Genomic DNA, 24,370 nt, shown 5'->3' with positions numbered 1-24,370 from the left:
TCTAGCGAGCTTGATTTAGCAGGAGAAGTCGACGCTGTCGATGATATCCTTGAGGGCCTTGGCGGAGGCGGTGAGCTCATGCTGCTCGTCATCGTTCAGCGGCACGGGGACGCGACAGACGACGCCGTCGCGGCCAACGACCGTCGGCATGGAGATGGCAAGATCGGACAGGCCATACTCGCCCACCATGAGCGAGGAGACGGGCAGAACGGTCTGCTCATCGCGCATGACGGCGGTGCAGATGCGCTTGACGGCCATGGCGACGCCATAGTAGGTGGCGTGCTTCTTCTCGATGATGGTGTAGGCGGAGTTCTTGACGTCCTCGGCGATGCGCTTCTCGGCAGCCTCATGCTCCAGATGACCGTGAAGCTCGCAGAAAGTGTTCAGCGGCACGCCGGCAACCTGGGCGCTGGACCAAGCGACAAACTCAGAGTCGCCGTGCTCACCCATGACATAGGCCTGGACATCGCGCGGGTCAACCTCGACGTGGGCACCAAGCATCTGCTGCAGACGGCCAGTGTCGAGCACGGTGCCGGAGCCGATGACGTGGCCCTCGGGCAGGCCGGACATCTTGATGGCGGCATAGGTCAGAACATCGACCGGGTTGGAGACAATGAGCAGAATGCCGTCGAAGCCAGACTTCTTAATTTCGGGAATGATGGACTTAAAGATGTTGACGTTCTTGTTGACCAGGTCCAGGCGAGTCTCACCGGGCTTCTGGGCAGCGCCAGCGGTGACGACGATCATGGCGGCGTCGGCGACATCGGAATAATCGCCGGCGTAGATCTTCATCGGCTCGGCAAACGTCATGCCGTGCGCGATATCCAGGGCCTCACCCTCGGCGCGGTTCTTGTCCACGTCGATGAGGACCATCTCGGAGAACAGACCACTCTGCATCAGCGCGAACGCCGAAGACGAACCAACGAAACCGCAGCCGACAATAGCGACCTTCTTCTCGTTAACCATTAGAAACTCCCATCTCTCTCCACAAACAAGCCGCCCGGGAACGACCCGAGCGGCTTGCCGTAATCCCAATACATCCAATCGGGACTTTGATTATGCTCCTATTCGCAGCCAAAAATCGACCGTTTGCCGAAATTGTTTGCAGGATTCGTAAAATAACTGCACGAAATCGGTTTCGAGCTATTGACGAGCGGAATAGCTTTCTAATACAGGCCCGCCTCGCGAATGGCCTCGACAGCCAAAGCGATCTGATCGGGCGGCAGGACCAGCGCCATGCGCACATGCCCCTCACCCGAAGGACCAAAGCTCGCGCCCGGCGTCACCACAACGCCGGCCTTCTCCATAAGCTCCTCGCAAAACGCCATGGAATCGGTGCGACCACCGGGAAGCTTGGCCCACACAAACATAGAGCCATGCGCGTTGGGACGCTCCCAGCCCAAGCCCTCAAGACCGTCGCACAGGGCATCGCGGCGCTCCTGGTACTTCAGACGCTGCGCCTCGACCTCATCGCGCGGACCGTTCAGGCAGGCGATAGCAGCCTTCTGGATCGGGAAGAACATACCAAAGTCGATCTGGCCGCGCAGCTTGGCAAAGGCAGAGACCACGTCCTCGCGGCCGACCAAAAAGCCGATACGCGCACCGGTAACGTTAAACGACTTGGAAAGCGAGAAGAACTCCACGCCCACCTCAAGCGCACCAGGATACTGCAAGAAGCTTCCGCCCGGCTCGCCGTCGAACACGATGTCGGAGTACGCGTTGTCATGGACGATGAGCAGGTCGTGCTCGCGGGCGAAAGCGATGATCTCCTCGTAGACCTCGGGCGTGCCCACCGAGCCGACCGGGTTGGCGGGCAACGACACGATCATATACTTGGCACGATCGGCCACCTCGGGATCGATGCCCGCCACATAGGGCAGGTAATTATGCTCGGCGACCAACGGATAGTACTCGAGCTTGGCATCGGCAATCTTGGCGCCCGCCTCAAAGACCGGGTAGCACGGATCGGGAACCAAAATGGTGTCACCCGGATCGAGCAGGGCCAGGCCCAAATGGCCCACGCCCTCCTGCGTGCCGTTGCACGACTGCACCATAGACGGCGTAATGCCCGAAACGCCAAAGCGGCGCTCATAGTAATCGCACACGGCTTGCTTGAGTTCGGGCAGGTCGCGCAGGGCATACTTCCACATCTCGGGGTCCTGGGCCGCTTGCGTGAGCGCCTCGACCACGTGGTCGTACGGCTTAAAGTCGGGCGTGCCCACGCTCATGTTGTAAATGGTCTTGCCCTGAGCCTTCAGCGCAAGCAGTTTGTTGTTGAGCGAGGCGAAGACCTCCGCGCCAAAGCGGTCGAGACGCTGCGATGCCTGCATGGTGCCACCTTTCGATATGAAAAACGCGGCACTCCGACAAGAGCGCCGCGCGATACGGGCCATCAGATTGCAAAAGTGTAACGCTTGCACCCGCTGTTTTGGTTCAATTTGGCAACCTTAGTCCATCGGATTGAGCGCGTCAATCTGGGCGAGCCACAGGCGCGAGCTGGCGTCACTCGGCATGCGCCAATCGCCGCGCGGGCTGAGCGTGACCGAGCCCACCTTGGGGCCATCGGGCAGGCAGCTGCGCTTAAACTGCTGGGCAAAGAAGCGACGGTAGAACGTGCGTAGCCACGTGTGAATGGTCTTGACGTCGTAGACGCCCTCGAAGCTCTTGAGCGCCATGCGGTAGATCTTGCCCGGCTCAAAGCCAAAACGCAGCAGGTAGTAGAGGAAGTAGTCGTGCAGCTCGTACGGGCCCACCAGGTCCTCAGTCTTCTGCGCAATCTCGCCGTCGCCCGTAGGCGGCAGGAGCTCGGGGGACACCGGCGTATCGAGGATATCGAGCAAAACCTCGGCAATACGCCCGCCAAAGACATCGGCCGCATAGCGCACCAGATGGCGCACAAGCGTCTTGGGCACGCTCGCGTTGACGGCGTACATGCTCATGTGGTCGCCGTTATAGGTAGCCCAGCCGAGCGCCAGCTCCGACAGGTCGCCCGTGCCGACGACAAAACCGCCAGCCTGGTTGGCCAGATCCATCAGAATCTGCGTACGCTCGCGGGCCTGGCTGTTCTCGTAGGTCACGTCCTGCACGGTCGGATCGTGCTCAATGTCCTTGAAGTGCTGCTCCACAGCCGCGTGGATCGAAACCTCGCGGAAGCTCACGCCCAGGTCGCGAGCGAGCGACTCGGCATTCGACTTAGTGCGATGCGTCGTGCCAAAGCCAGGCATGGAAACCGCCGTGATACCCGTGCGCGGCAGCCCCAGCGCATCGAAGGCACGCACGGTCACAAGCAGCGCCAGCGTGGAGTCCAGACCGCCTGAAAGACCGATGACAGCCGCCTTGGTACCCGTATGGGCAAGACGGGTCTTGAGGCCCGCGGTCTGCAGGTCGAGAATGGTCTCGCAACGCTCGGCCAGGTCACCATGGTCGGCCGGAACAAAGGGTGCGCGGGGGAAGACACGGTCGATGCCGAGTGCATCGCGCAGGACAGGCTCTTCGGCCAACACGCCCTCAAACGAAAACTCAACGGTCGTGGCCTCCGGCGCATCGTCCGCGCGCGTCCACGTCGTCGAGCGACGGCGCTCGGCAACCAGACGGTCAAGGTCAACGTCGACGATGGCCATATCGCAGGTAAGCAGTTTGGTCGCGGCGAGCTTCGAGCCGTTTTCGTAGACGAGGTTCTCGCCCGCAAAGACCATGTCGGTCGTGGACTCGCCCTCACTCGCATCCGCGTAGGCATAGGCACAGTACAGGCGCGCGCTTTGGTTAGAGATAAGGCTGCGGCGGTAATCTGCCTTACCGATGATTTCGTCAGAAGCCGACGGGTTGAGAATCACCGTCGCACCGGCAAGCGCCATCTCGGTCGAAGGGGGTGCCGGCACCCACAGGTCCTCACAGACTTCAACGCCCAGCACCAGGTCCTCGGCGCCTTCATCACAGCAACGGTAGACAAGCCCCGAACCCAGCGGGACCGGACCCTGACCGGCAAATTCAACCCACACGGGATCCGCAGGCGCCGGAGCAAACCAACGGCGCTCATAGAACTCGCCATAGTTGGGCAGATACTTCTTGGCCGTGAGGCCCAAAAGCTCGCCCGCGCAGCACACGGCGGCGCAGTTGTAGATATTCTCGGCAACTGCAACGGGAAGACCGATGGTAAAGACGACCGGCAACTCACGGGTTTCATCAAGGATGTGCACAAGTGCCGCCTCGCAGGCATGCAGCAGTGTGCGGTTATGGAACAGATCGGCCGCGGTATAGCCGCACAGATTAAGCTCGGGCAACACCAACGCGCGAATGCCGCGCTCGGCAGCTCTGCGAACAGCTGCCAGCGCAACCTCGGCATTACCCTCGACATCGGCCACGCGAATCTGCGGCGACGCCGCCGCCACACGCAAAAAGCCATCGTTCTTATTAGCCGAAACGCAGCATTGCCTTGTTGATCTGGACACTGGAGGCCCCTTCTACCCTGAGATTCAGTCTAACGGACGTTCACATATCTCTAACTAGCCAAAGCAACCTCTCAGTTTACTGAGACGCCAACCTGTGCTAAGAGCATGTATTCCAAAAATATCTTTAATTAAAAAAGGAGAAATCGATAATCGACTTCTCCTTTAAGCGAGGCAAGTTAATTCCGAAACTAATGGCAGAATTTATCCATGTAGTCCTCAAAGTCGAACACTTCTACCACGACGCCCTCTTCCTGAGACTCTTTCAGTTGCTCCAAGAGATCTTTGTTAATAACGTCCATGCAGAAACCTCCTCTATCTAATCAATTGTAGTATATCTGCTTTCATGCAATTATCAACCAACTTGTTTAATTGCTCCTCGTTTGTCGATAGTCCCTCTTTTTTCCTTGATTCTCATTTTCATTGCAACAGCCTCAGGACTCAGCGCAACGCGTTGCGCTGAGTCCTGAGGCGCGAATCCGGGTAGGCAACCCCAGAGGGGCCGGAATCCCCCGGCCCGCGATGGAGGGAGGCCGGCATGTCCAGACCCAAGCCGTCCGGAAGGTCGTACGGGAGGCTCACGAGGCACGAGAGGAACACGGTCGAGAGGATGCTCGACCGCAACCGCAGCGCCCGCGAGATCGCCGCGGAGCTCGGCAGGTCGCCATCGACCGTGACCAGGGAGGTGGCGGCGCACCGCTACGTCACCGCGCCGCGCTCGCGCTACGGCGAGCCCGCGCCCGCGGACCTGTCGGGGGCCTGCCCCAGGCTCTCCGCGTGGCCGAGGTGCTGCAACGGCTGCTCGCACAGGAGGGGCTACGGCTGCTCGAGGAGGCCCAGGGTGTTCTACAGCGCAAGGAGGGCGCAGGAGGCGGCCGACGCCGAGCTCTCGGCGAGCAGGTCCGGGATCGACGAGACCGAGGAGGGCGCCGCCGCCAAGCTCGCGGCCATCAGGGACGGGCTCGCGCGCGGGCTCTCCCCGCAGCAGATAGCGGCGACGACCCCCGGGCTCAGCGCCTCCACCGTCTACAGGTGGGTGGACGCCGGCTACGACGGCATGACGAACATGGAGCTCAGGCGCAAGGTCGGCTACAGGCCGAGGTCGCGCCGGGCCCCGGGGAGGGCGACGTCCCACTCGCCGCGCAGGTCGCACGCGTCGTTCCTCGCGCTCGGCGAGGACGCCTGCGCCGCGGCCTGGGAGATGGACACCGTCGAGGGCCCCAGGGGCGACTCCGCCAGGCTCCTCACGCTCCTGCACCGCCCGAGCCGCTTCCAGCTGGCCCTGCCGCTGCCGGACGGCACGTGCGCCTCGGTCCTGGCGGCGCTCTCCTCCCTGCGCGGGGTCCTCGGCGAGGACGGCGCGAGGCGCGCCTTCGGCGCCGTGCTCACCGACAACGGGAGCGAGTTCGCCGACGAGGGCGCCATCGCGGCGCTGTTCGGCGAGCGGGACGGCGAGACCAGGCTCTTCTACTGCGACCCCCGGCAGAGCCAGCAGAAGGGCGCGTGCGAGAAGAACCACGTGGAGATCAGGAAGCTGCTGCCCAAGGGCGCAGGGGCCAGGTTCGACCGGCTGACGGCGGCGGACTGCGCGCTGCTCATGTCGCAGGTGAACTCCGAGCCGAGGGGGGCGCTCGGGTTCCTGACGCCGGCGCGCGTGCTGCGGATGGCCCTCGGGGAGGACGCCTCCGCCCTCATGGACGCGTTCGGGATAGAGGAGCTGGCGCCCGGCGAGCTCGACCTCACGCCCGGCTGCATCGACAGGGCCAGGGCCGCGAGGGGCGAGGGGCCGCTGGCGGGATAGGCGGCGGGCCGGGACATGGGCCGGAGGGCCCGTTGCGCTGAGTCCGGAACGGCTGCGCGGCGGGCTGGCGGAGCATGCGGCGGCGGCACGGGGACGCCGGCCTCCACAGCCTCTCCACCTGCGGAAACGAGGCGACGACCAGGTGCCGGGGGCTATTCCCGCGTTGCGCTAGCTGCGGAAACGCGGAGCCCGTTCAGGCTGTTGCGTTGAGATTGAAAATCAACCGTCCCTCTTTTTTCAAAATGTCGCGCACCTCGTTCTTAGTAATCGGCTTTTCAAACAACGAAAGCAAAGCGAACGAAAAATCATTAACCGCACACATTCTATGGGTGGCACAACTCAGCAGTACTCTTAACCCCTCTTTTGAGCGTCCGACTTCTTTAACAAACGAACTTTTAACCAATTGAAAACCGTTATCGTGCATTACATAATCGGCATCGATATTTGTATTCAGCAATCCATAATGCAACAGTTCTTCTATCGCCCTTGTCAGCTCGAGGTCGCCCTGATCAAGAATAAGAGAAATGCTAAAATCGGCCTCCAATAAACGGGCCAACTTAAGGTATACCAACTGGGAAACAGCATAGACATGATGGTATTCAGAATTATAGAAGTAGGCAAATGGCTCAACGAGCACGACAGAGGTCTTGGAATCCAGCCAGATTCGATCAGCTGGATTTAGACTAGTTAGCCGTCGCTTTACTTTGGTCAAATGTCCCTTATACCTGACAGCGTGAATAGAATCTAGGATCCAGGTCACCTCTGAAATATGAAGCCGCTGGGGCAAGTCAATTGTGTCGCTACCGTTTATGACCTCTTGCATATAAAAATCAATATGATGCTCATCAGATAAGGATTTTGCTTCATTTAAAGTTAAACCAGTGCCTGAAACATAATCCACTTCGAGGCGCAAATCCTCATATTGGGACTTCGGCATTACAGAGACACCATACTTATCGGGATGATTCCAAACATCCGACCCCATAACGAGACCAAAATTCGTAAATCCTCTCGTGGAATATGGAACACCACATACCTGTTTTGAATAATTCAAAACATTCTCTGTATAAGCTAAGGTGTTCAGAGCCTCTTCTTTAGTTTCGGTCGGAAAGCCAATCATAAAAAATAGATGAACAGGAATACCCGCATTGAGACAATCATGGACATTGCGATCAATCCAATCAACTCTCGTGTTCTTCTTCATTAGATCAAGAACTCTTTGGTTGTATGACTCGAGGCCAAACTGAATCTGCCTACATCCACTTTGGTATATCTTGTTAAAAACTTCTGTACTTAGGGTTGGAGAGAACCTCGTTTCTCCATGCCAGAAAAACGTTTTTCCCGATGCGTTTATTTCATCCGCGAGTTGCTCCATTCTTTTGCCTTCGAATGTTTCATCCACAAAAGAGAAAACTCTCGTGCCGTATTTTTCATTTAACCGACACATTATTTCAAATACTCTCGATATAGGCATCTTTCGGTAACAACCACCGGTGGCACCGGGAATGGTGCAGAAGGCGCAATGATTAAAACACTGCCTAGAGGAATAAACCGGCAATATTAACTCAGGCATGAAGTATTTAGAAAGGGCGAAGCCATCGAAATCGGGAACTGTATCGTTGATAAATGTTTGCTCAATCCGATGGTTTTTATATATCTTTCCACCTTTAGCATGGCAAAGGTTTGGAACACAGTCGAGATTGTCATCACCAGAGTCAAGAGCCTCAAGAAGACGTGCAAGCGGCTCTTCGCCGTCATACATCATTATCGAATCAATGTATTCAAAAAAGGGATGCCATTCTTTCATGCAGTCATCTGCTAAACGAGTAATGTAATTGCCGCCCAATGAGACGTGTTTAACAGATGGACATTCTTCCTTAATCAGTTTCGCTAACGTAACTGCAGAAATCAATTGGAAACAGCCGCTCACCGAAATCCCAATAAACTCGAATTTTTCCCTCTGAATACGCTTAAGAAAGGCAGTTTCATAGAAGGAAATAAACGGATTATGCAAGGTATCCGCAAGCGATTTCATTATTTCTGGTGTCGAATAATAATCATAGGGCAGATCTATGGAGTTGAACGTGTATTTAACTCCATATGAGACGTGATTTATGATATAGAGTGCATTTCTAAAAATGTTTTCAGCATATTGTCTTTCTTTTAGATTAAAGTATCTCTTCGATCTGAAAATATCTTTTGCCTCGTCAACATTAAGTGCCGACTTTTGTATCAACTCGATTGTTAATTGAACATTCGAACTAAACGAATCCTTTGATTCCCGATACCTTTTACAGCACTCTTCGACATGTCTAAAAGATAGGAGGTCATCGTAAAATTCCACGTTTAAGTCAACAATGTCAACTTTGTATTGTTCAACCTCTTGAAGATATGACTTCAAAACAGGCAAGGCAAGATACGGCCCCACTGGACTCCATCCTGGGGGAAATACTAAAAGCGTTTTAGGCATATCAACGTCACATCTTTCGCAAATAATTCAATTGAAACACAACTACCATCATAATTGAAAATACACCAAGTCCTGTAACGAGAATTGAGAACATCGCGATGCTCGTGAACAGCGAAACAAGAAGTGTTGAAATAACAACAGCAACCGATTGCAAAGACTCCCTAATTGAAAACAGGCTTATCGATTCAGATCCGTCTCTCGCCAAATCCTGCAGCGATGTTATGAGAAGCACATCTTGAATGGCGTTTCCGGCACCGACGATAAAAAGGAAAATAAACGATATCCCAGACGCATAGCGATAGCCAAACGCCAGATACGCACCGAGCGCAAGATACGTCACAAAACAATATGATTTAACGCAATCGGAACCACTGATTAAACGACCATATATTGTATTTCCGAACAACAGTCCGATTGTAAGACTACTCTGAAGGAATCCGTATTGTATCGATGACGAGTCAAATTGCAATTGCGCTATAGCTGGCAAAAGAGAATTCAGAGAGCCGAATGCCACGCCACTAGAAATATCGATTAATAGGAAACCAATTGCCAAGTGCTTCGCGCTAAGATCACTAAATGCAGTCCTGTTTTTTTCATTTTTGCTTATTCCCTCTTTATCATTAACCTCGATAACAGACGGAACATCTCGCAGCAACCAGAACGACGCGGCAAAAGAAAGCGCGTCTAATGCAAGAACAGCCTCCGCCCCAAATTGAGCGACAACAAAACCGCCGGCAACTGGCCCCAGAACCATCATCAAATTCTGCAGGAACCCAAACGAATTATTAATTACGTCGCGATTGATACTATTCGTATTGGCTCTTAACAACGAGTAAAAGCAGGGCATTTCTACCGTTCGGCAAAGCGATACCGCGCACGTAATAGCAAACATACTCCATTTACTATCAACAAAAATATAGCAAACGAATAATCCCGCGCGAATTAAGTCTGCCAATCTCATGGCCTGCAGTGTCCCGATACCCATCTTCTGAGGCAGCTGCGCGAGCGCAACTGAAAACAGAGAGGGGGCAAATCTGCAGCAGACCATCAAAGCAGTTGCAGAAACATCGTGAGTTACCTCGTAAATCAGCATTGGCAAAGCAATATTCGCACACCAATTGCCTATTTCGCTTATCCCTCTAGCAATATATAGGACCCGAACCGGACGGCTAGCTCTCAATACCGTGAACATCACGATTAACCTCGTATTTCAGGCCTCGTTCATCCCTTAATAGGAATCCATAATCAACCAAGTACCGCCTCAACACGGCATAATCAGGATAGAGCTGTGACAGCACACGATTAACCTGAAGCTCCGTATAACTTGTATTTAATTCAAAGAAAGAGACGGCCCATAGCAGCATGATTCTTTTATAGCTTTCCTTTTTTGGAATTGAAACCAGCTCGCCATTCTTGAGAAATCGTTTTTTAAAGTCTATTAGCTCATCCATTCACATCCTCCATTTCATACGCATCTAATACTAAAAATGCATACGCTTTAGGTCATCGCATTCAGCTTCTTTATTCGAACTAAACTCGAACTAATCTAAATTATTTGCTCAGACACTCTTCGAAAGCTCGTTTTTCACTCTGAGTAAAATGCCCTTCCCAGTCAGTCCACGAACAGGAAGGCAACTCACAACGAGCGGAGTCGAAGCCCTCTGCCGTCGGTCGCTCAAAATGCACGATAACCTTTTCAATATCGCCATCTGTAATCAGGTCAGAATGAATGACCTCGGTTCCATCTTCGAATGTCATATACGGGTACATCACGTAAACCACCTCGCAAACATAAATCCAGTTTAGCATCAAGCTATTGCACCAAAGACAGCAGGCCCCCTTGATGAGTTGATGGTATCTGTTAAATGTCACGTATGATTCACATCTGGTGGGTACCCTGATGGCTACACGAAACGAAGCAGATTTACACCGGGAGGACCCCGTATGACAACCAAGTACACCGACGCGCCGCGCACGCGCGTCATGACGCCGGCATCGCTCAACAACGGCGTGCACGAGAACCATTCCATCGGACAGACCATGGCCATCGCGCCCAAAAAGGGCCTGTTCGATGACATTTCCATTCCCCAGATCATCGCCGGCGCCGCAGCTGCCGCCACGAGCGTGGCGCTTGCCTCCAAGATTGGTATCGCTGGTTCAGTAATTGGTGCCGCCGTGAGCTCGGTCATCACCGTTGTGTCCTCGCAGGTCTACTGCCACTTTATCTCTGCCAGCGCCGAAGCCCTCAAAGGTACGCACGCCGCCGTCGACTACCCCGCCGGCGCCTATGAGCCCGTTGAGCTTAATGCCGAGGAGCACCTGGGCGGCGCCGCGACTACGCAGGAGATGCGTCAGGTCGCGGGACGCGCGACCACGGCGCGCGTCGCCCCCAACAGCCTGCGCGCCAAGGCGGCGGAAGAGCGCAGCCAGACGCAAAAGAAGGTCATCATCTTCTCGATCGCCATCGCCATCGTCGCGGTTATCGCCTGCGCCGGCGCCATCCTTATAACCACCGCCGGTGAGGGTCTGGGCGAGCGCCCCGAGCCAATCCTTTCGTCGCGCACGACCGAGCAAGACGCGGACAGCGCCGGCCAATCGCAAAGCCAGCAGAACGACTCACAGGCCAACTCCGCACCCACCGATTCTTCCTCGACCACCCCTGATCAGTCGCAAGGCACCGATTCCTCTTCGAACAGCGGCGGCACACAATCCGGAACGACCGACTCCAGCCAAACGACCGACGGCTCTCAGCAGAGCACGGGTGACCAGACGAGCGGCAATGCATCGGGCACGGGCTCAACCGACAACAGCAACACAAACAGCTCGAGCGGAACCGCATCCGGCACGGCATCCGACAGCTCGAGCCAAGGCACGACATCGGGCAACTAAGCACGATCGCCTCTCACAGATAACCGACCTGTATAACGGGCGCGAACCGGCAACGGTCGCGCCCGTTTGCTTTGGGCGCCGAGGTGGCAAGCCCTGCGCGATGGTAAGATGCTTTGGTGTGTAAAGAGGAGATTTGCCATGAGCAAGACAATAGTTAAGCCCACGCTATCGCTGGGCAACCACATCTATCTGTATCGCCTGCTGCGCGATGCGATTGGATGCGGCAAGCAAACGTTTATGACACAGGTCGAGGAGACACTCGCCGCTGGCGATATGACCGCTTATGACCTGGGCTTCGAGTCCACGCGCGAGCTGCTCGAGGAACTCGACGACTGCATTAAGCTGACCGTCTTTAAGGGCGGACGTCTGTATGCCACCGTCATCGCCAATGAGGCCTGGGATGCTGCCCTTGCCAAGGGCGAGGACAAGCCCAAGGCCGCCAAGGGCGCCAAGCAGTCCTACAAAAAGAAAAAGCGCGGCGAGAAGGACCTGAAGGCCGTGCGTCCCAAGCACGTTAAGCGTCCCGAGCCCGAGTCCGTGGCCGAAGTCGCTCCGGAGCCCGAGCCCGAGGTAGAGGCTGAAGTCACTGCTGAAGTAACGGCAGAGGTCGAAACTGAAATCGCTGCCACGACCGAGCCCGAAGTCATGGCTGAGCAGGAAGCCGCCGTTGAGCTCAACGAGGTTCCCAAGTCGAAAGCCGAAGAAACCGCCGGCCAACCCGAGACGCCTGCGTTCCAAAACAGCGATGTCTTTGGCGACAACGCCGAGGACGACCAGTCCGACGAGCCCGCGAATCAAGACGCTACCGAGGCGACGCCGGAACCCGAGACGCCGCAGCCCGCCATCTCGCTCACGGTTGTCTATGACCCCGAGAACGCCAACGCCGGCATCACCACCATGGTATCCACGCCGGTCGAGGCCAAGCCGAACGTCGAGGCAGAGGACACTCCGCAGGCCGGTGCCAAAACCGGGACCGAAGACACGTCCATCTCCGTGGAACCGACAGATTCCATAGCTAAGCCAGAAGCGGCATCTGAGTCTGCACCTGTCATTGAGTCCGCATCCGCACCCGCCTGTGACCAGGCTCCCACACCTGCACCGACTCCGGTCCCCAATTCAGCACCGGCCCCCGCTCCCGCAGCACCGACCATCCCCGGGGACTTCCCCATCGATTTCGCGACCGAGGTCTTCTGCCCTAGTCCGCTGCTGCACCAGCTGTCGACTTATCTCCCCTACGGCGCCGACACCCTCGGCATCGTCGGCGAGTACTACTGGATCGCTCGCGAGCGCGGTACCATCGAGGCTGGCCGTAACCGCGCGAGCTTCCCCCTGCGCTACACACAGGCCGGCAAACGCCACGAAGTCACCGTACGCATTCGCCGCAACACCACCGGCGGCCTCGGAGCCACCTGGGCCATCGACAAGGTCGAAGCCCCGGTCGAGTAAAAAACGGCCTCGGATAGCCAATTGACCATCCGAGGCCGTTTGAATTCAGGCCTTTTAGTTGTCATCGGCGCATATAGACACCAGAGAAGCAAGCTCATCCTCAAGTTGCGGAGCAAAGTATCTAAAAGAAACCTGCGCTCCAGTCGGTATCGACTCAATCATATTCGCAGCATTATCTGAAACTCGGTACGATGCAGTTTCACCTGTCTTCAAATCCTCTATTGAGCAGACAGCGTCTTCAGCATCAATCGACCTAAGCACGCCTTCTCCTTGTAACATCACATCGGCATGCCCGCCAGCTATTTCTAATGAACCTGAGTCTGTCGCAGTCACTTCTCCGGAACCTCCGCGCGATATCTCTTCCTTTGTTGAACAGCCCACCAATGAAGCCATCAGCACCAAAGACAGAGCTAGACGAATCGCCCTACTTCGAAAAAGTCGTTCCATAAGTCCACGCATAATAGCTCTGATCATACTTCAGGAAGGATAAAGATGAATTCCAGCCGTCCGCTATGCCAATCATCTGCCTTGTCTCTCCAGTTTTCTTACCAGTAAGTGTGGCGTAAGCCTCCGCTGTTACAGAATGGGCTGATCCGTTGTACAAACTCGCATGTAAAACATTCGGTCTATTAGAGTTAATCTCATTTTGAATGCTCGCGATAGCCGGAGAGGAGACAGTGCGGGCGATAAGAGTACTTCCTCTGCTTGCGCAGTAATTTGTAAACCCCGTTGCACAGGTTGATATCGGCGTTCCGCCCAAAACAACGCCGGGAACAGTCTGTTCTTCATCGGAAAGAGCATGGGTATTGGTGTAATTCCATATCTGCATATATTGCGAAGGGTCGCTATATAAATTGGCAATGCCATACAGTTCCGCAACGTTCGAAAAAGCTGTCACCATACAAGCATAGTGGGCAGTAAGCCTCTTAATCTCGCTTTCATCATATGACATAAACTGAGAAATGGAACGAAATCCAGATACTGTGTAATCCTGCATTTGAGTTGCGTAAATTACGACATCGTTCCAGCTTGAAGGTTTATTCGATAAAACGACAGGCCGTCCTTCTATGGAAACAGCCGGGATTGTTCTTCCGCAATTTGTTGTTATTGAACCGTCCAAAGATTGCACACCGAATTCGAATGGATTGATCATTACGACTGGGTTATTGAAAGAATAAGACTCAACACCAAGATCTCCTCCCCGATCCATAGGGCTGACTAAGCCGTCTCCAAAACGATATCCCGTAAGTATTTCATCATCTGAAGCATCTAAAACCAAATAGCCCGCGGCTCTATTGAATGTCACAACCGGAACAATGTAGCCAAGCGGGGACCCATCAACGTCTACAAAAGGAATAGGGTCAGAGGGCGTATACGAAGAGCCGAGGAGTCCCTTTATATATTTATCGGCAAGCTCTTGCGCAATTTCTGAAGTAAATTGTATCTGCTCACCATCAATATTGCCCGTCGAAGCAAAAACCTCTTTCGGACGTGCGGCTAAGGCGACAATTGAAGACGCGACAAGTTGCAGAAAACGACGACGCGAAAGCATATGTTCTTCTTTCTAGAGGAGCGACTTATAAGATACTCCTATTCTATAACCTTTTTTGTAACGTTACAGCACTGGTTATATTTCAATTCGATTTGCTTATGTCCTTGTAGCCCAATACGTCTTTACGTTTTAAACGGAATTAGAAAATCACTCATAGCAAAAACGGGCTTTAATCCCAAAGAGATGACTTTGATTATGAATCAAACCAGCAGCCAGGGCATAGCTGCAGTGCAATTGCTACAAGAAAGGCCGCCCTTGCTGGCGGCCTTTCTACTTGCTACTAATCGCGCGTCAGCTTGCGGTGAATACGATGCGGCTGGGCTGCGTCCTCGCCCAGGCGCTCGATGCGGTTGGCCTGATAGGCCTCGAAGTTGCCCTCGAACCAATACCAGTTGCCCGGGTTCTCGTCGGTGCCTTCCCACGCCAGGATGTGCGTGGCGACGCGGTCCAGGAACATGCGGTCGTGGCTAATGACCACCGAGCAGCCCGGGAACTCGAGCAGCGCCGCCTCGAGCGAGGACAGCGTCTCGACGTCAAGATCGTTCGTGGGCTCGTCGAGGAGCAGCAGGTTGCCGCCCTGCTTGAGCGTAAGTGCCAAGTTCAGACGGTTGCGCTCGCCACCGGAGAGTACGCCAGCGCGCTTCTGCTGGTCCTGGCCTTTAAAGCCAAAGCTCGCCACGTACGCGCGGCTCGGAACCTCGGTCTCGCCGACCATCATGTGCTCCAGGCCGTCCGAGACGACCTCCCATAGGTTCTTATCGGGGTCGATGCCGGAACGGTTCTGGTCGACGTAAGAAATCTTGACGGTCTCGCCCACCTCGAGCTCGCCCGAAGTCAGCGGCTCCAGACCCACAATCGTCTTGAACAGCGTGGTCTTACCGACACCGTTGGGGCCGATGACGCCCACGATGCCGTTGCGCGGCAGGGTGAACGAAAGGTCATCGATGAGCACGCGACCGTCGAACTCCTTGTGCAGGTGATGGGCCTCGAGCACCTTATTGCCCAGACGCGGGCCGACAGGGATGCGAATGTCAGTCCAGTCGAGCTTCTGGCTAGCGCGCGCCTCAGCCTCCATCTCCTCGTAGCGGGCCAGACGGGCCTTGTTCTTGGCCTGACGGGCCTTGGGCGAGCTGCGCACCCACTCGAGCTCGGCCTCCATGCGCTTGGCGAGCTTGGCGTCGCGGTTGCCCTGTGCCTCGATACGGGCGGCCTTGGTCTCCAGATACGTGGAGTAGTTGCCCTTGTAGGGATAAAGGTGGCCGCGGTCGACCTCGCAGATCCACTCGGCAACGTTGTCCAGGAAGTAGCGATCGTGTGTGACGGCAAGCACCGCGCCCTGGTAGTTGTGCAGGAAGTGCTCGAGCCACAGGATCGACTCGGCGTCCAGGTGGTTCGTGGGCTCGTCGAGCAGCAGCAGGTCGGGAGCCTCGAGCAGCAGCTTGCACAGGGCCACGCGACGGCGCTCGCCACCGGAAAGCACATTGACCGGCATGTCGGAATCGGGTAGCTGCAGGGCGTCCATGGCCTGGCCGAGCTTGGAATCGATATCCCAGCCATCGGCGGCGTCGATCTCGTCCTGGAGCTTGCCCATCTCGGCCATGAGGGCGTCCATGTCGCAATCCGGGTCGCACATCTCCTCGCCGATCTTATTGAAGCGATCGACCTTGGCGATCATGTCGCCAAACGCCATGCGCACGTTCTCGATGACGGTCTTGTCGTCGTCGAGCGGCGGCTCCTGCTGCAGGATACCCACGGTGTAGCCGGGGGTAAGTCTGGCATCGCCGTTGGAGACTTCCTCGATGCCGGCCATGATCTTGAGCAGGGTCGACTTGCCCATACCGTTGGGGCCCACGACACCGATCTTGGCACCGGGGTAGAAGCTCAGGGTCACGTCGTCAAGGATTACCTTGTCGCCATGGGCCTTGCGAGCCTGATACATTTGGTAGATAAACTCCGCCATATGCCTATTTTATCCTTTCTACCTGCTGTTTCCCTATTCTTGATTCGCTTTAGTGGAAACGAAATGAGGAAACCAGCTCTGAAACTTAACGAAAAAGGGGCATGGTTGCCCATACCCCCTAATACTACCTGGGAAAAGTCCCCCAGAACATACTATGAACTGCGTACGCTAGTTTTCCGCAACCTTAGCGAACGGCTCGCTGCGATTTACGCCACAGCAGATACGAATAGACGTAGGCAGCTCCGGCTGAACCAAACGCCAGAACCGCAATCACCGCGGCAACGACTTCACTCGAAAGCACCGCACCTGCCACGCCCATCACAATCAGGCCAATACCCAGCACCATAAAGCAGGCGCCGCCAAAACGCTGCGTACGGCGCCAGTTCTCGGGATCGGCAAGCGCCCAAGGCGTCTTGATACCGAGCGTATAGTTCTGCTTCACACGCGGCAAGTAGTTGCCTACGCCGATGAACAGCAAACCGATAGCACCGGAAATCAGCACGTTGACCGAACCGACCGCCGGCACCACGTCCCAGACCGTAAGCTCTCCCAGCCAGCTTATGGCGCACATGAACAAGGTGAAGGCGATTACGAAGCCCTGATAGAACTTGCCCGAGGTTCGATATGCCTCACCTTTGGGATCGATGCGCGGCACCACGCAGAACATTGCGAGAAGCGCCAGAGGCAGCACGCCGAGCGCGGAGGCCATCCAGCTAGGACCCCAACCATCGACGACGCCGTTCGCGCCCCAGTGCGTGGGAATCTGTGCCGGCAGGCTCGGCATCACCATGAGGTGCGCTACGACATTGGCAACGCACAGAACGACCAGCGCAATCCACACGCGCGACGATACCCCCGTGGGGTGAATGCCCTTGTTTTCGTTATTCATCCTTATCACCTTCCGTGTCTGTAAAGCCCATAAACCAGCCAATCAAGTCCTGCATGACGGTGGTGTTTAAGCTGTAAACGATGTTTTGGCCATGGCGCTCGTCGGTCACCAGCCCGGCGTTTTTGAGCGTCGCCAAATGATGGCTCAATGACGGCTTGCTGATGTCAAAATGCTCGGCAAGCTCCCCGGCCGTACAATTGCCCTCGCGCAGCAACTCCAAAATGCGCCGTCGCGTTGGATCGGCAAGCGCCTTAAAACCCTCTCCCGGCATAGAACCTCCTCTCGCTATCTCTCGCGACGTGCACACTATACTCATTATTTAGATGTTTGTCTAATTATCTAATAGCAATGTTATGTATAGAACATTCGTTCGTTTTTAGATACAATGGGTCCAGAAGCAGATGGGCCAGCTCCCTCTTCCCAAGAAGGAGATGGACTATGAGTATTGATAATGTCCTGACGTTGTTATTGCTTGTAATCGCGGCTGTGGAACTCGGCATCCACATAGGAGGTCGAATGAAATAGCCGCCCCCGCGTAATGCGAAGACGGCCACTTCTCACGCTACAAACGTGTTTGGGAGTTGGCCAACCCGCTGCAACGGGTGCCATTTGCTTCATCTTATGCGAATCCTTGCCTCATTTCAACAAGCCCCTAGGGCTCAAATGGAATCGCGATAATACCTATAATGGTGATAGCTAAAACACGATTCGCTTCCCCATCGGAGGATGTCTATGACCGAAACCGCTGCTCTCGTCGAGACACGCGACACCAAACTCGAGATCATCATGGGCCGTGAGGCACTCGATAGACTCGCCAACGCCACGGTGCTGGTGCTCGGCTGCGGAGGCGTGGGCTCTAACTGCTGCGAGGCACTTGTCCGCGGCGGCATCGGTCATTTTGTGATTCTGGACAAGGATATCGTCGCGCCCAGCAACATCAATCGACAGGCCATCGCCTTTCACAGCACCGTCGGCAAGCGCAAGGTTGACGTGATGGAAGCCATGATCCACGACATCAATCCCGCCGCCAGCGTTATCAAGCGCACCGAATACCTGCTGAGCGACAACATCGACGAGTTCTTCGCGGGCGTTTTGGAGCAGACGGGTGGCAAGCTCGACTACGTCGTCGACGCCATCGACACCATCTCGGCCAAGCTCACCATTGCCAAATATGCTCAGGACCGCGGCATTCGTTTGGTTAGCTCCATGGGCGGGGCCAACAAACTCCATCCCGAGTGCCTCCGCTTTGCCGACATCTTCGATACGGTACGTGACCCCATGAGCCGCATTATGCGCAAAGAATGTAAGAAGCGCGGAATCAAGAGCCTACACGTACTGTTTAGCTGCGAGGAATCGGTTAAGACACAGCCCCGCGATCCTTCCAACATCCACGAGCGCACCGAGCTGGGAACCGCCAGCTTTATGCCGCCCATCATGGGCCAGATGATCGCCGGCGAGGTTATCCGTCAGATCAGTGGCCGCGGCACCGAGCGCGTGCGCGCCGATGGCCAGCGCCTAGACTAGCGGAGCGCGCCGAGATGGAGCCCCGGTTATTTGATGCGCACTGCCATCTTGATCTAATGGCTCACCCGGACGCCGTTGCCGATGAGGCAACGGCGCTGGGCCTGATTCTATTTGACTGCGGCGTCGATCCGCACGACTTTGCACGCGCCAAGAAGCGCGTCTGCGGCCGTTCAAATATCTTTGCCGGCATCGGCCTCCATCCCTGGTGGCTCGCCGACGGACGATGTGGCAACGCTGAAATCAATCTGCTTTGCGAAGTCGCTGCACAAGAACGCTTGATCGGCGAGGTCGGGCTCGACTTTTCCGCTCGTTTTGCCGGAAGCGAGCCGCTACAAGTACAGGCATTTGACCGGCTCTGCGATGCACTCGTGCAGCACCCTCTTGCTGGGCGCGTGATATCAATTCACGCTGTTCGTTCGGCAGGAACCGTACTGGACGCCCTTGAGTCATATGGATTGCTCACCCCAAGCCCCAACTCCCCCGCCGTCATCTTTCACTGGTTTAGCGGTACCTCGAACGAGTTCGTCCGTGCGCGAAACGCAGGCTGCTATTTTTCCGTGAACGAGCGCATGCTTGTCACCAAGCGCGGTCGCGAATATGCCCGACAGATTCCACTCGACCGTCTACTGCTCGAGACCGATGCGCCGACCGAGCCAAACACAGAAACAAGCGTGCAATCGCTCATCAGATCGCTCGCAAGGACCTCGATGCGCATTGCCTCACTCAAAAACTGTGACGCAAAGCGCATCGAGTCGGTAGTTTTAGCAAATGCGCACTCTGTTTTTGACCTTCGCTAACCCCTGTGGGCAAAAATGCCAAGGGACATGCGAATCGCACAATGCAGTCCCTATTGGCAGGCAGTACAATTCGGCAGCATTACACCAATTCGTGCATGAGATCACGGTTGCGTGCATACAATTCGTCAAAGATATGACGACGCGACGCATATAGCTCGTGGGCAGCCATATCGGGCACGATTGTTTGTGCAACGCCAAGGACTTGGGCGAGTTCATCCCATGATGCATAGGCGCCACCTGCGAGAGATGCCATGATGGCATCACCGAAGCATGCGCCCACCGTAACCTTGGCAACCGAGACCTCGCGCCCGCATACGTCGGCGATAGCCTGCATCCAAACTGGATTCTTGGTTCCACCTCCGACAAGCATAATGCGCCCAATTGGCAGTCCATGCTCTCGCTCGATAATGTCGACATGGGATGCAACGGTATACGCGACGCCTTCCAAGGCGGCGCGAACCATATGGGCTCGCGTATGCCTTCCGGTCAGGCCAAAGAAGACGCCACGCGCCTCGGGATCATTGAGCGGAGTACGCTCCCCCGCAAAGTACGGCAGACACAGGAGCCCATCGGCACCCGGCGCCACATCGGCGGCATCATGCGCCATAACCGAATATGCATCGGGGCCACCGTGGCCCTCGGCCTCTACGGCGTCGCGATACAGCTCTTGGCGCAACCACGATGTGAGTGCACCCGCCGTATTGGTCCCCGCGCAGATCCCGTAAGTTCCGGGAATGATAAACGTTCCTGGCCACAGGCGGGCATCATCGACCATATGATCAGCTAAGTAGATGAAATACGCCGTGCTCCCCAACTGAACCATCATATCGCCGGGACGGAATACACCCGTCGAAATGGCCTCGGCACCAGAGTCGCCCGTTCCCACCAAGACAGGTGTCCCCGCCACGAGCCCCGTCGCCTCAGCCGCACGCTGCGTAATCACCCCGGCAATATCGGTAGCCGACATTACCTCCGCCATCTGGTCAGGCCGGCAGAAACGAGCACATTCCCGAGCATCAACCTTCCAAGTGTAGCGGTCATATAGGGGAAGAAAATCCTCCGCCAAATAACGGTCCACCGTAAAACGCCCCGTCAACTTTGCGCACAGAAACGATGACGCCGTCAGGAACTTCGCGGCACGTTCGTGCACCTCGGGCATATTCTCCTTAAACCACAAGATCTTAGGAGCAATATCTGACGAACAGGGATCGTGCCCGAAAAGCTCGCGCGCGCGATCTGACCCATATTCGGAAAGAAGCTCGTCAATCTGCGGCCTCGAACGTGCATCGACTCCATATAAAATCGCGGGCGCCAGCGCGTTGCACTCGGTATCGACCGGTACGCAGTCGCAACCCAATGCGGAAAGGCCCACGCATCCGATCTGCGCCGCATTAACCCCCGATCGCACCACCAGCTCGCGCGACAAGCGGCAAAAATCGCCCCACCAAACTGCCTCCGCATCATGCTGGTACCATCCATCACGCGGGTTGTCCGTCTCGTGTCCACAAGAGGCCTGGCAAACGATGTTGCATCGATCATCGATTAAAACGCCTTTAGAGGCACTTGTCCCAATATCAATACCCAGATAGAACGCCATAGGTGCCTACTCCCCTCGCGCCGTGCGAGCGGCAGCCATAAAACGAGCTACCCGCTCAACATCAACCGGGGCATCCAGCTTTCCATCGCGCTTTAAGCACGTGCCGACAAACGCGCCATCGTAGTGAGCAAATACGTCAGCCACGGTATTTTCGCGACAACCGGTGCCACACACCACAGGTACTTGGCCAACACGCTCGCGGACCTCATCGGCAAGCTCGCCCGAAGCGCCGCGGCCGGCAGCCGAACCGCCGATGACCATCGCATCCGGTAGGCAATTAAAGAGAAGTGAATCGGCAATGTCCGCAGTCGTGCGGTCGTTGAGATAAACCTCCCCCTCGCTCGTGATGAAGTGAAAAAGCTTGAGGTCGTCCAAGCGCAGCGCCGCCTTGCGACGCATGGTGTGAGCGAAATCTCGGTTAATCAGCCCGAGATCACCGGCCCAGGCACCGCAAAAATTGCAGCGCGTGAACTGCGCGTCGACGGCAGCGCACAGCTCGATTGTGGCATCACCATCGTAAATTGCCTCAGCTCCCCAAGGAGTCGACAGATCATGGGATAGAGCCCCGATTACATAGCCCATCGATGCAAGGGTTGAGGGAGAAACGTGCTGCTCATAGGGCATCGAGAGCTCATTGGTAATCAAAATGCCATCGACACCGCCCTGCTGCAACGCTTCGAGATCGCGCTTGGCGGCTTCCACGACCTGTGACACGCTTCCGCCCGGGTAATACAGTGGATCGCCCGGCAGAGGACGCAGGTGCAGCATTCCGATAACCGGCTTTTCGGTCTTGAACATCGAAGTTAGAAACGACATAACGTGCTCCTTCATAGGGTTATTGCAGGGACGCTACTCCCCCAGCACCTCGACGTACACTTTTCGCTTCTGCGGACCGTCAAACTCCGCAAGATAGATGTTCTGGGCACCTCCGCACACGATGTGGCCATCTTGGACGGGAAAGAAGCAACTGTTTCCACAAATCATGCTCTTGATATGCCCACAGGAGTTGTTACCAGTGGCTCCATAGCTCGGCAGGAAGTGTGCATGCGCATAGGGGGCATCGAGTGGGGCGATGCGATCAAGCGTCTCCATAAGATCCGTCTCCACGCAGGGCAGCCCCTCGTTTACCACGATTCCGCAGGTCGTATGCGACAAAATAATCGCCGCCAAGCCATTGGTCACCGAGCTGCGTTCGATGGCAGCGTGCACGTCCTCGGTAATATCGATGAACTGGTCCGGAGCAGTCGATAGATAGCTCAATGTCTCGAGCGTCACCATGTTCACTCATCCCCTTCAAGAAAACACAGGGCATTACCCCAGTAGAGCCTTTCTCGCGCATCATCGCGCATGGGCACGGTATCGAGCGCCCGCTTGAGTTTGAATGCACGGAAGCGCGGCGTATTGCTGGCGAACATCACTTGGTGCGATAGCGCGCGCTCATACCACAGCGGCCCCATATCGACCGTGAAAAGACGCTGCATCATCTCCTCGGGCGAATCGATGTAAGTGATAGAGGTGTCCGCATAGCAGTTGGGATACTTGAGCAGCATCGCCACGGTCTCGCGCACCCAGGGCCAGCCAAAATGGGTCAAACTAAAACGCACATTTGGATGCGTTGCGATTGTGTGCTCAAATGCAAGCGGGTTACTGCGCGAGAGCTCTGCGCCCGGCTCCCAAGACATACCGGCATGGAAAACCACCGGCTTGTTATAGCGCTCGCACAGTTCGTAAAGCGGCTCGGCCACAGCATCATCGGGGGCAAAACCCTGCTTTGCAGGATGCAGGCAAAGCCCCTTTGCCCCCAACTCGGTAAAGGCGCGCTCCAATTCGTCTGCGGCACCGCTCACCTGCGGGTCTACGCTCGCAAATCCCCACAGACGATCGGGATGTGCGGCAACCAGCATGGCAATCTGGTCATTGGTGCCAAAGTGCCCTCCGCATGCCGTGGTTACATCGAGCGGCATGAGCACGCTCTTCTGCACATCGCAGACGTCCATCTCGACTTGAAGCTCATCCCAATCCATGGGGCCCATATGCCCCATACCAAATTCTCGTGACCAAAAACCGAATCCATCAGGCTCATCACCCGGCGTACAGATCTCGCCGTAGAGCATAGGATGGACCAACATGTCGATAACCATTTCGTACTCCTTTCCAGGCATTTGACCCTAGTACGGCTCAAACGAACCAATCACTCGGGACGACAGCTCAGCGCCCGCCTTCATACACGCCGGAATATCAAGGCCATCGATCACGCCCTTGGTAAACCCGGCGATATACGAGTCACCGGCGCCCACGGTGTTAACGACCTTCTCCGCCGGTACGATCCCGCACTCATAGAAGCGCTCACCGTCATAGGCAATGCTTCCCTTCTCGCCAAGCGTGGCAACCGCAACGCGCGGCCCCAATTCCTGCACGTGACGTACCCAGTCCCGCAGCTCCGGAGTGTCATCTTCAAACGACATAAATGCGTAGTCAACGTAGGGAAAATGATTCTCGCAGGCATATTCGGGATCCTGGCTGAACACCGAGAAGTCCATAACCACCGTCTTGCCCGCATCATGCCACTCGGGCAGGAGGTCCAAACAATTGCCAAACAGGTCGGTATGAATGATGTCATGCTCTAGGATAAACGCCCGGTCGTCTTCATTCGGTCGATATGTCTCCATTACGCCATCGATTGCCTCGAGATGTACACGATCGACGCCGTCTTTCAATGCCATGAGCATCACCGAAGTGTCGCCATCCTCCACCCGCAGGCGTGAGATATCAAACCCCTCGGCGGCCAGCGCCTCCCTCATCTTGTCTCCGTACTCGTCCTTGCCGACAACCGACACGGCGGATACCGAAACGCCCATTCGTGCAAGATGGATACCCCAGTCAATGCCGTTACCAGTCGGATAGAACACGCCGATGTTTTGATAGACGTCCGCGCAGCAAAAACCAGCCGCACACGCTTTAATACCCATACTCTTCTCCAATGTTCAAAAGGGGACCCAC

21 protein-coding genes are annotated in these 24,370 nt (G+C 55.9%); 5 read left to right on the top strand and 16 right to left on the bottom strand.

The features are described from left to right. Nucleotides 1–15: 15 nt before the first annotated feature. The 3 genes from ACGHEN_RS03645 to ACGHEN_RS03635 form a co-directional block, all read right to left on the bottom strand. Entirely contained in the window at nt 16–966 is a 951-nt protein-coding gene (locus ACGHEN_RS03645) for an L-lactate dehydrogenase (protein ID WP_006234343.1), read from the bottom strand. Between the two features lie 200 nt (nt 967–1,166). Then, nucleotides 1,167–2,330 carry a pyridoxal phosphate-dependent aminotransferase gene (locus tag ACGHEN_RS03640; protein ID WP_006234344.1) on the bottom strand — a complete coding sequence of 388 codons (1,164 nt, stop codon included), beginning with the start codon at nt 2,328–2,330 and terminating at the stop codon, nt 1,167–1,169. A gap of 117 nt (nt 2,331–2,447) precedes the next feature. Further along, entirely contained in the window at nt 2,448–4,448 is a 2,001-nt protein-coding gene (locus ACGHEN_RS03635) for an NAD(+) synthase (RefSeq protein ID WP_390397346.1), read from the bottom strand. 535 nt (nt 4,449–4,983) lie between these two features. Between ACGHEN_RS03635 and ACGHEN_RS03630 the strand changes: the two genes are divergently transcribed. After that, complete coding sequence (locus tag ACGHEN_RS03630; RefSeq protein ID WP_390397345.1) at nt 4,984–6,246, top strand: IS30 family transposase; 1,263 nt, start codon at nt 4,984–4,986, stop codon at nt 6,244–6,246. A 193-nt stretch (nt 6,247–6,439) separates the two neighbouring features. On the opposite strand, the gene ACGHEN_RS03625 is transcribed toward ACGHEN_RS03630, so the two are convergent. Genes ACGHEN_RS03625 through ACGHEN_RS03615 form a run of 3 tightly spaced genes read right to left on the bottom strand, consistent with a single transcriptional unit; the run spans nt 6,440 to nt 10,167 of the window. Further along, nucleotides 6,440–8,716, bottom strand: a complete 2,277-nt coding sequence (locus ACGHEN_RS03625) for a B12-binding domain-containing radical SAM protein (protein WP_390397343.1) — start codon at nt 8,714–8,716, stop codon at nt 6,440–6,442. 7 nt (nt 8,717–8,723) lie between these two features. Further along, nucleotides 8,724–9,908: an MFS transporter gene (locus ACGHEN_RS03620; protein WP_082435530.1), complete on the bottom strand. Its 1,185-nt coding sequence runs from the start codon at nt 9,906–9,908 to the stop codon at nt 8,724–8,726. Next, complete coding sequence (locus ACGHEN_RS03615; protein WP_055251466.1) at nt 9,886–10,167, bottom strand: DUF2087 domain-containing protein; 282 nt, start codon at nt 10,165–10,167, stop codon at nt 9,886–9,888. The genes ACGHEN_RS03620 and ACGHEN_RS03615 overlap by 23 nt, the downstream gene beginning before the upstream one ends. Before the next feature lie 493 nt (nt 10,168–10,660). Here ACGHEN_RS03615 and ACGHEN_RS03610 point away from each other — a divergent pair, with 493 nt between their 5' ends. Together ACGHEN_RS03610 and ACGHEN_RS03605 are read left to right on the top strand one after the other, a co-directional pair. After that, the gene (locus ACGHEN_RS03610; RefSeq protein ID WP_390397340.1) at nt 10,661–11,605 is read left to right on the top strand and encodes a hypothetical protein; all 945 of its coding nucleotides are present in this window, start codon (nt 10,661–10,663) and stop codon (nt 11,603–11,605) included. Nucleotides 11,606–11,743: 138 nt separating this feature from the next. After that, nucleotides 11,744–13,051, top strand: coding sequence for a hypothetical protein (locus ACGHEN_RS03605; protein WP_117758547.1), 1,308 nt, complete (start codon nt 11,744–11,746; stop codon nt 13,049–13,051). Nucleotides 13,052–13,105: 54 nt separating this feature from the next. On the opposite strand, the gene ACGHEN_RS03600 is transcribed toward ACGHEN_RS03605, so the two are convergent. The 5 genes from ACGHEN_RS03600 to ACGHEN_RS03580 all read right to left on the bottom strand — a co-directional run bounded on the left by ACGHEN_RS03600 (nt 13,106) and on the right by ACGHEN_RS03580 (nt 17,723). Further along, nucleotides 13,106–13,444, bottom strand: a complete 339-nt coding sequence (locus ACGHEN_RS03600; protein ID WP_147336371.1) for a hypothetical protein — start codon at nt 13,442–13,444, stop codon at nt 13,106–13,108. 31 nt (nt 13,445–13,475) lie between these two features. Continuing rightward, the gene (locus ACGHEN_RS03595; protein ID WP_147327747.1) at nt 13,476–14,603 is read right to left on the bottom strand and encodes a hypothetical protein; all 1,128 of its coding nucleotides are present in this window, start codon (nt 14,601–14,603) and stop codon (nt 13,476–13,478) included. Nucleotides 14,604–14,883: 280 nt separating this feature from the next. Then, nucleotides 14,884–16,563 (bottom strand): energy-dependent translational throttle protein EttA, encoded by a 1,680-nt coding sequence (gene ettA / locus ACGHEN_RS03590; RefSeq protein ID WP_390397338.1) that lies wholly within the window; start codon nt 16,561–16,563, stop codon nt 14,884–14,886. Between the two features lie 184 nt (nt 16,564–16,747). Beyond that, nucleotides 16,748–17,452 (bottom strand): SdpI family protein, encoded by a 705-nt coding sequence (locus ACGHEN_RS03585; protein ID WP_390397336.1) that lies wholly within the window; start codon nt 17,450–17,452, stop codon nt 16,748–16,750. Next, nucleotides 17,445–17,723, bottom strand: a complete 279-nt coding sequence (locus tag ACGHEN_RS03580; RefSeq protein ID WP_152074836.1) for an autorepressor SdpR family transcription factor — start codon at nt 17,721–17,723, stop codon at nt 17,445–17,447. Before ACGHEN_RS03580 ends, ACGHEN_RS03585 begins: the two co-directional genes overlap by 8 nt. A gap of 461 nt (nt 17,724–18,184) precedes the next feature. On the opposite strand from ACGHEN_RS03580, the gene ACGHEN_RS03575 reads away from it, so the two are divergent. Both ACGHEN_RS03575 and ACGHEN_RS03570 read left to right on the top strand, forming a co-directional pair. Continuing rightward, a complete protein-coding gene (locus tag ACGHEN_RS03575; protein WP_390397333.1) occupies nt 18,185–18,976 on the top strand; it encodes a ThiF family adenylyltransferase in 792 nt (263 codons plus the stop codon). Nucleotides 18,977–18,990: 14 nt separating this feature from the next. Beyond that, on the top strand, nt 18,991–19,773 hold the full coding sequence (locus tag ACGHEN_RS03570; RefSeq protein ID WP_390397332.1) for a TatD family hydrolase: 783 nt from the start codon (nt 18,991–18,993) through the stop codon (nt 19,771–19,773). 79 nt (nt 19,774–19,852) lie between these two features. Here ACGHEN_RS03570 and ACGHEN_RS03565 read toward each other — a convergent pair whose 3' ends face one another. From ACGHEN_RS03565 to frlD, 5 genes are read right to left on the bottom strand one after another with little or no spacing between them, the layout of a single operon-like run. After that, nucleotides 19,853–21,370, bottom strand: a complete 1,518-nt coding sequence (locus ACGHEN_RS03565; protein WP_390397330.1) for an FGGY-family carbohydrate kinase — start codon at nt 21,368–21,370, stop codon at nt 19,853–19,855. A 6-nt stretch (nt 21,371–21,376) separates the two neighbouring features. Continuing rightward, a complete protein-coding gene (locus ACGHEN_RS03560) occupies nt 21,377–22,186 on the bottom strand; it encodes a BtpA/SgcQ family protein (RefSeq protein ID WP_118267279.1) in 810 nt (269 codons plus the stop codon). 33 nt (nt 22,187–22,219) lie between these two features. Continuing rightward, nucleotides 22,220–22,648 (bottom strand): secondary thiamine-phosphate synthase enzyme YjbQ, encoded by a 429-nt coding sequence (locus ACGHEN_RS03555; protein WP_117735290.1) that lies wholly within the window; start codon nt 22,646–22,648, stop codon nt 22,220–22,222. 2 nt (nt 22,649–22,650) lie between these two features. After that, entirely contained in the window at nt 22,651–23,511 is an 861-nt protein-coding gene (locus ACGHEN_RS03550) for an amidohydrolase family protein (RefSeq protein WP_233540712.1), read from the bottom strand. A gap of 27 nt (nt 23,512–23,538) precedes the next feature. Then, nucleotides 23,539–24,339 (bottom strand): fructoselysine 6-kinase, encoded by an 801-nt coding sequence (frlD, locus tag ACGHEN_RS03545; protein ID WP_390397328.1) that lies wholly within the window; start codon nt 24,337–24,339, stop codon nt 23,539–23,541. Nucleotides 24,340–24,370: the final 31 nt, after the last annotated feature.

The sequence above is a fragment of the Collinsella sp. i06-0019-1H4 genome (assembly GCF_042849575.1).
Classification (GTDB): Bacteria; Actinomycetota; Coriobacteriia; order Coriobacteriales; family Coriobacteriaceae; genus Collinsella.
The sequence above is the reverse complement of the archived record's forward strand: the minus strand, read 5'-3'. Positions and strand labels throughout refer to the sequence as shown.

What these genes read in the sequence shown, in the direction of transcription:
- frlD (WP_390397328.1), bottom strand. Translation starts at nt 24,339, where the DNA reads ATGGGTATTAAAGCGTGTGCGGCTGGTTTTTGCTGCGCGGACGTCTAT.
- ACGHEN_RS03560 (WP_118267279.1), bottom strand. Translation starts at nt 22,186, where the DNA reads ATGTCGTTTCTAACTTCGATGTTCAAGACCGAAAAGCCGGTTATCGGA.
- ACGHEN_RS03550 (WP_233540712.1), bottom strand. Translation starts at nt 23,511, where the DNA reads ATGGTTATCGACATGTTGGTCCATCCTATGCTCTACGGCGAGATCTGT.
- ACGHEN_RS03645 (WP_006234343.1), bottom strand. Translation starts at nt 966, where the DNA reads ATGGTTAACGAGAAGAAGGTCGCTATTGTCGGCTGCGGTTTCGTTGGT.
- ACGHEN_RS03600 (WP_147336371.1), bottom strand. Translation starts at nt 13,444, where the DNA reads ATGGCTTCATTGGTGGGCTGTTCAACAAAGGAAGAGATATCGCGCGGA.
- ACGHEN_RS03620 (WP_082435530.1), bottom strand. Translation starts at nt 9,908, where the DNA reads ATGTTCACGGTATTGAGAGCTAGCCGTCCGGTTCGGGTCCTATATATT.
- ACGHEN_RS03585 (WP_390397336.1), bottom strand. Translation starts at nt 17,452, where the DNA reads ATGAATAACGAAAACAAGGGCATTCACCCCACGGGGGTATCGTCGCGC.
- ACGHEN_RS03580 (WP_152074836.1), bottom strand. Translation starts at nt 17,723, where the DNA reads ATGCCGGGAGAGGGTTTTAAGGCGCTTGCCGATCCAACGCGACGGCGC.
- ACGHEN_RS03570 (WP_390397332.1), top strand. Translation starts at nt 18,991, where the DNA reads ATGGAGCCCCGGTTATTTGATGCGCACTGCCATCTTGATCTAATGGCT.
- ACGHEN_RS03555 (WP_117735290.1), bottom strand. Translation starts at nt 22,648, where the DNA reads ATGGTGACGCTCGAGACATTGAGCTATCTATCGACTGCTCCGGACCAG.
- ACGHEN_RS03640 (WP_006234344.1), bottom strand. Translation starts at nt 2,330, where the DNA reads ATGCAGGCATCGCAGCGTCTCGACCGCTTTGGCGCGGAGGTCTTCGCC.
- ACGHEN_RS03610 (WP_390397340.1), top strand. Translation starts at nt 10,661, where the DNA reads ATGACAACCAAGTACACCGACGCGCCGCGCACGCGCGTCATGACGCCG.
- ACGHEN_RS03575 (WP_390397333.1), top strand. Translation starts at nt 18,185, where the DNA reads ATGACCGAAACCGCTGCTCTCGTCGAGACACGCGACACCAAACTCGAG.
- ACGHEN_RS03630 (WP_390397345.1), top strand. Translation starts at nt 4,984, where the DNA reads ATGTCCAGACCCAAGCCGTCCGGAAGGTCGTACGGGAGGCTCACGAGG.
- ACGHEN_RS03615 (WP_055251466.1), bottom strand. Translation starts at nt 10,167, where the DNA reads ATGGATGAGCTAATAGACTTTAAAAAACGATTTCTCAAGAATGGCGAG.
- ACGHEN_RS03565 (WP_390397330.1), bottom strand. Translation starts at nt 21,370, where the DNA reads ATGGCGTTCTATCTGGGTATTGATATTGGGACAAGTGCCTCTAAAGGC.
- ACGHEN_RS03595 (WP_147327747.1), bottom strand. Translation starts at nt 14,603, where the DNA reads ATGCTTTCGCGTCGTCGTTTTCTGCAACTTGTCGCGTCTTCAATTGTC.
- ettA (WP_390397338.1), bottom strand. Translation starts at nt 16,563, where the DNA reads ATGGCGGAGTTTATCTACCAAATGTATCAGGCTCGCAAGGCCCATGGC.
- ACGHEN_RS03605 (WP_117758547.1), top strand. Translation starts at nt 11,744, where the DNA reads ATGAGCAAGACAATAGTTAAGCCCACGCTATCGCTGGGCAACCACATC.
- ACGHEN_RS03625 (WP_390397343.1), bottom strand. Translation starts at nt 8,716, where the DNA reads ATGCCTAAAACGCTTTTAGTATTTCCCCCAGGATGGAGTCCAGTGGGG.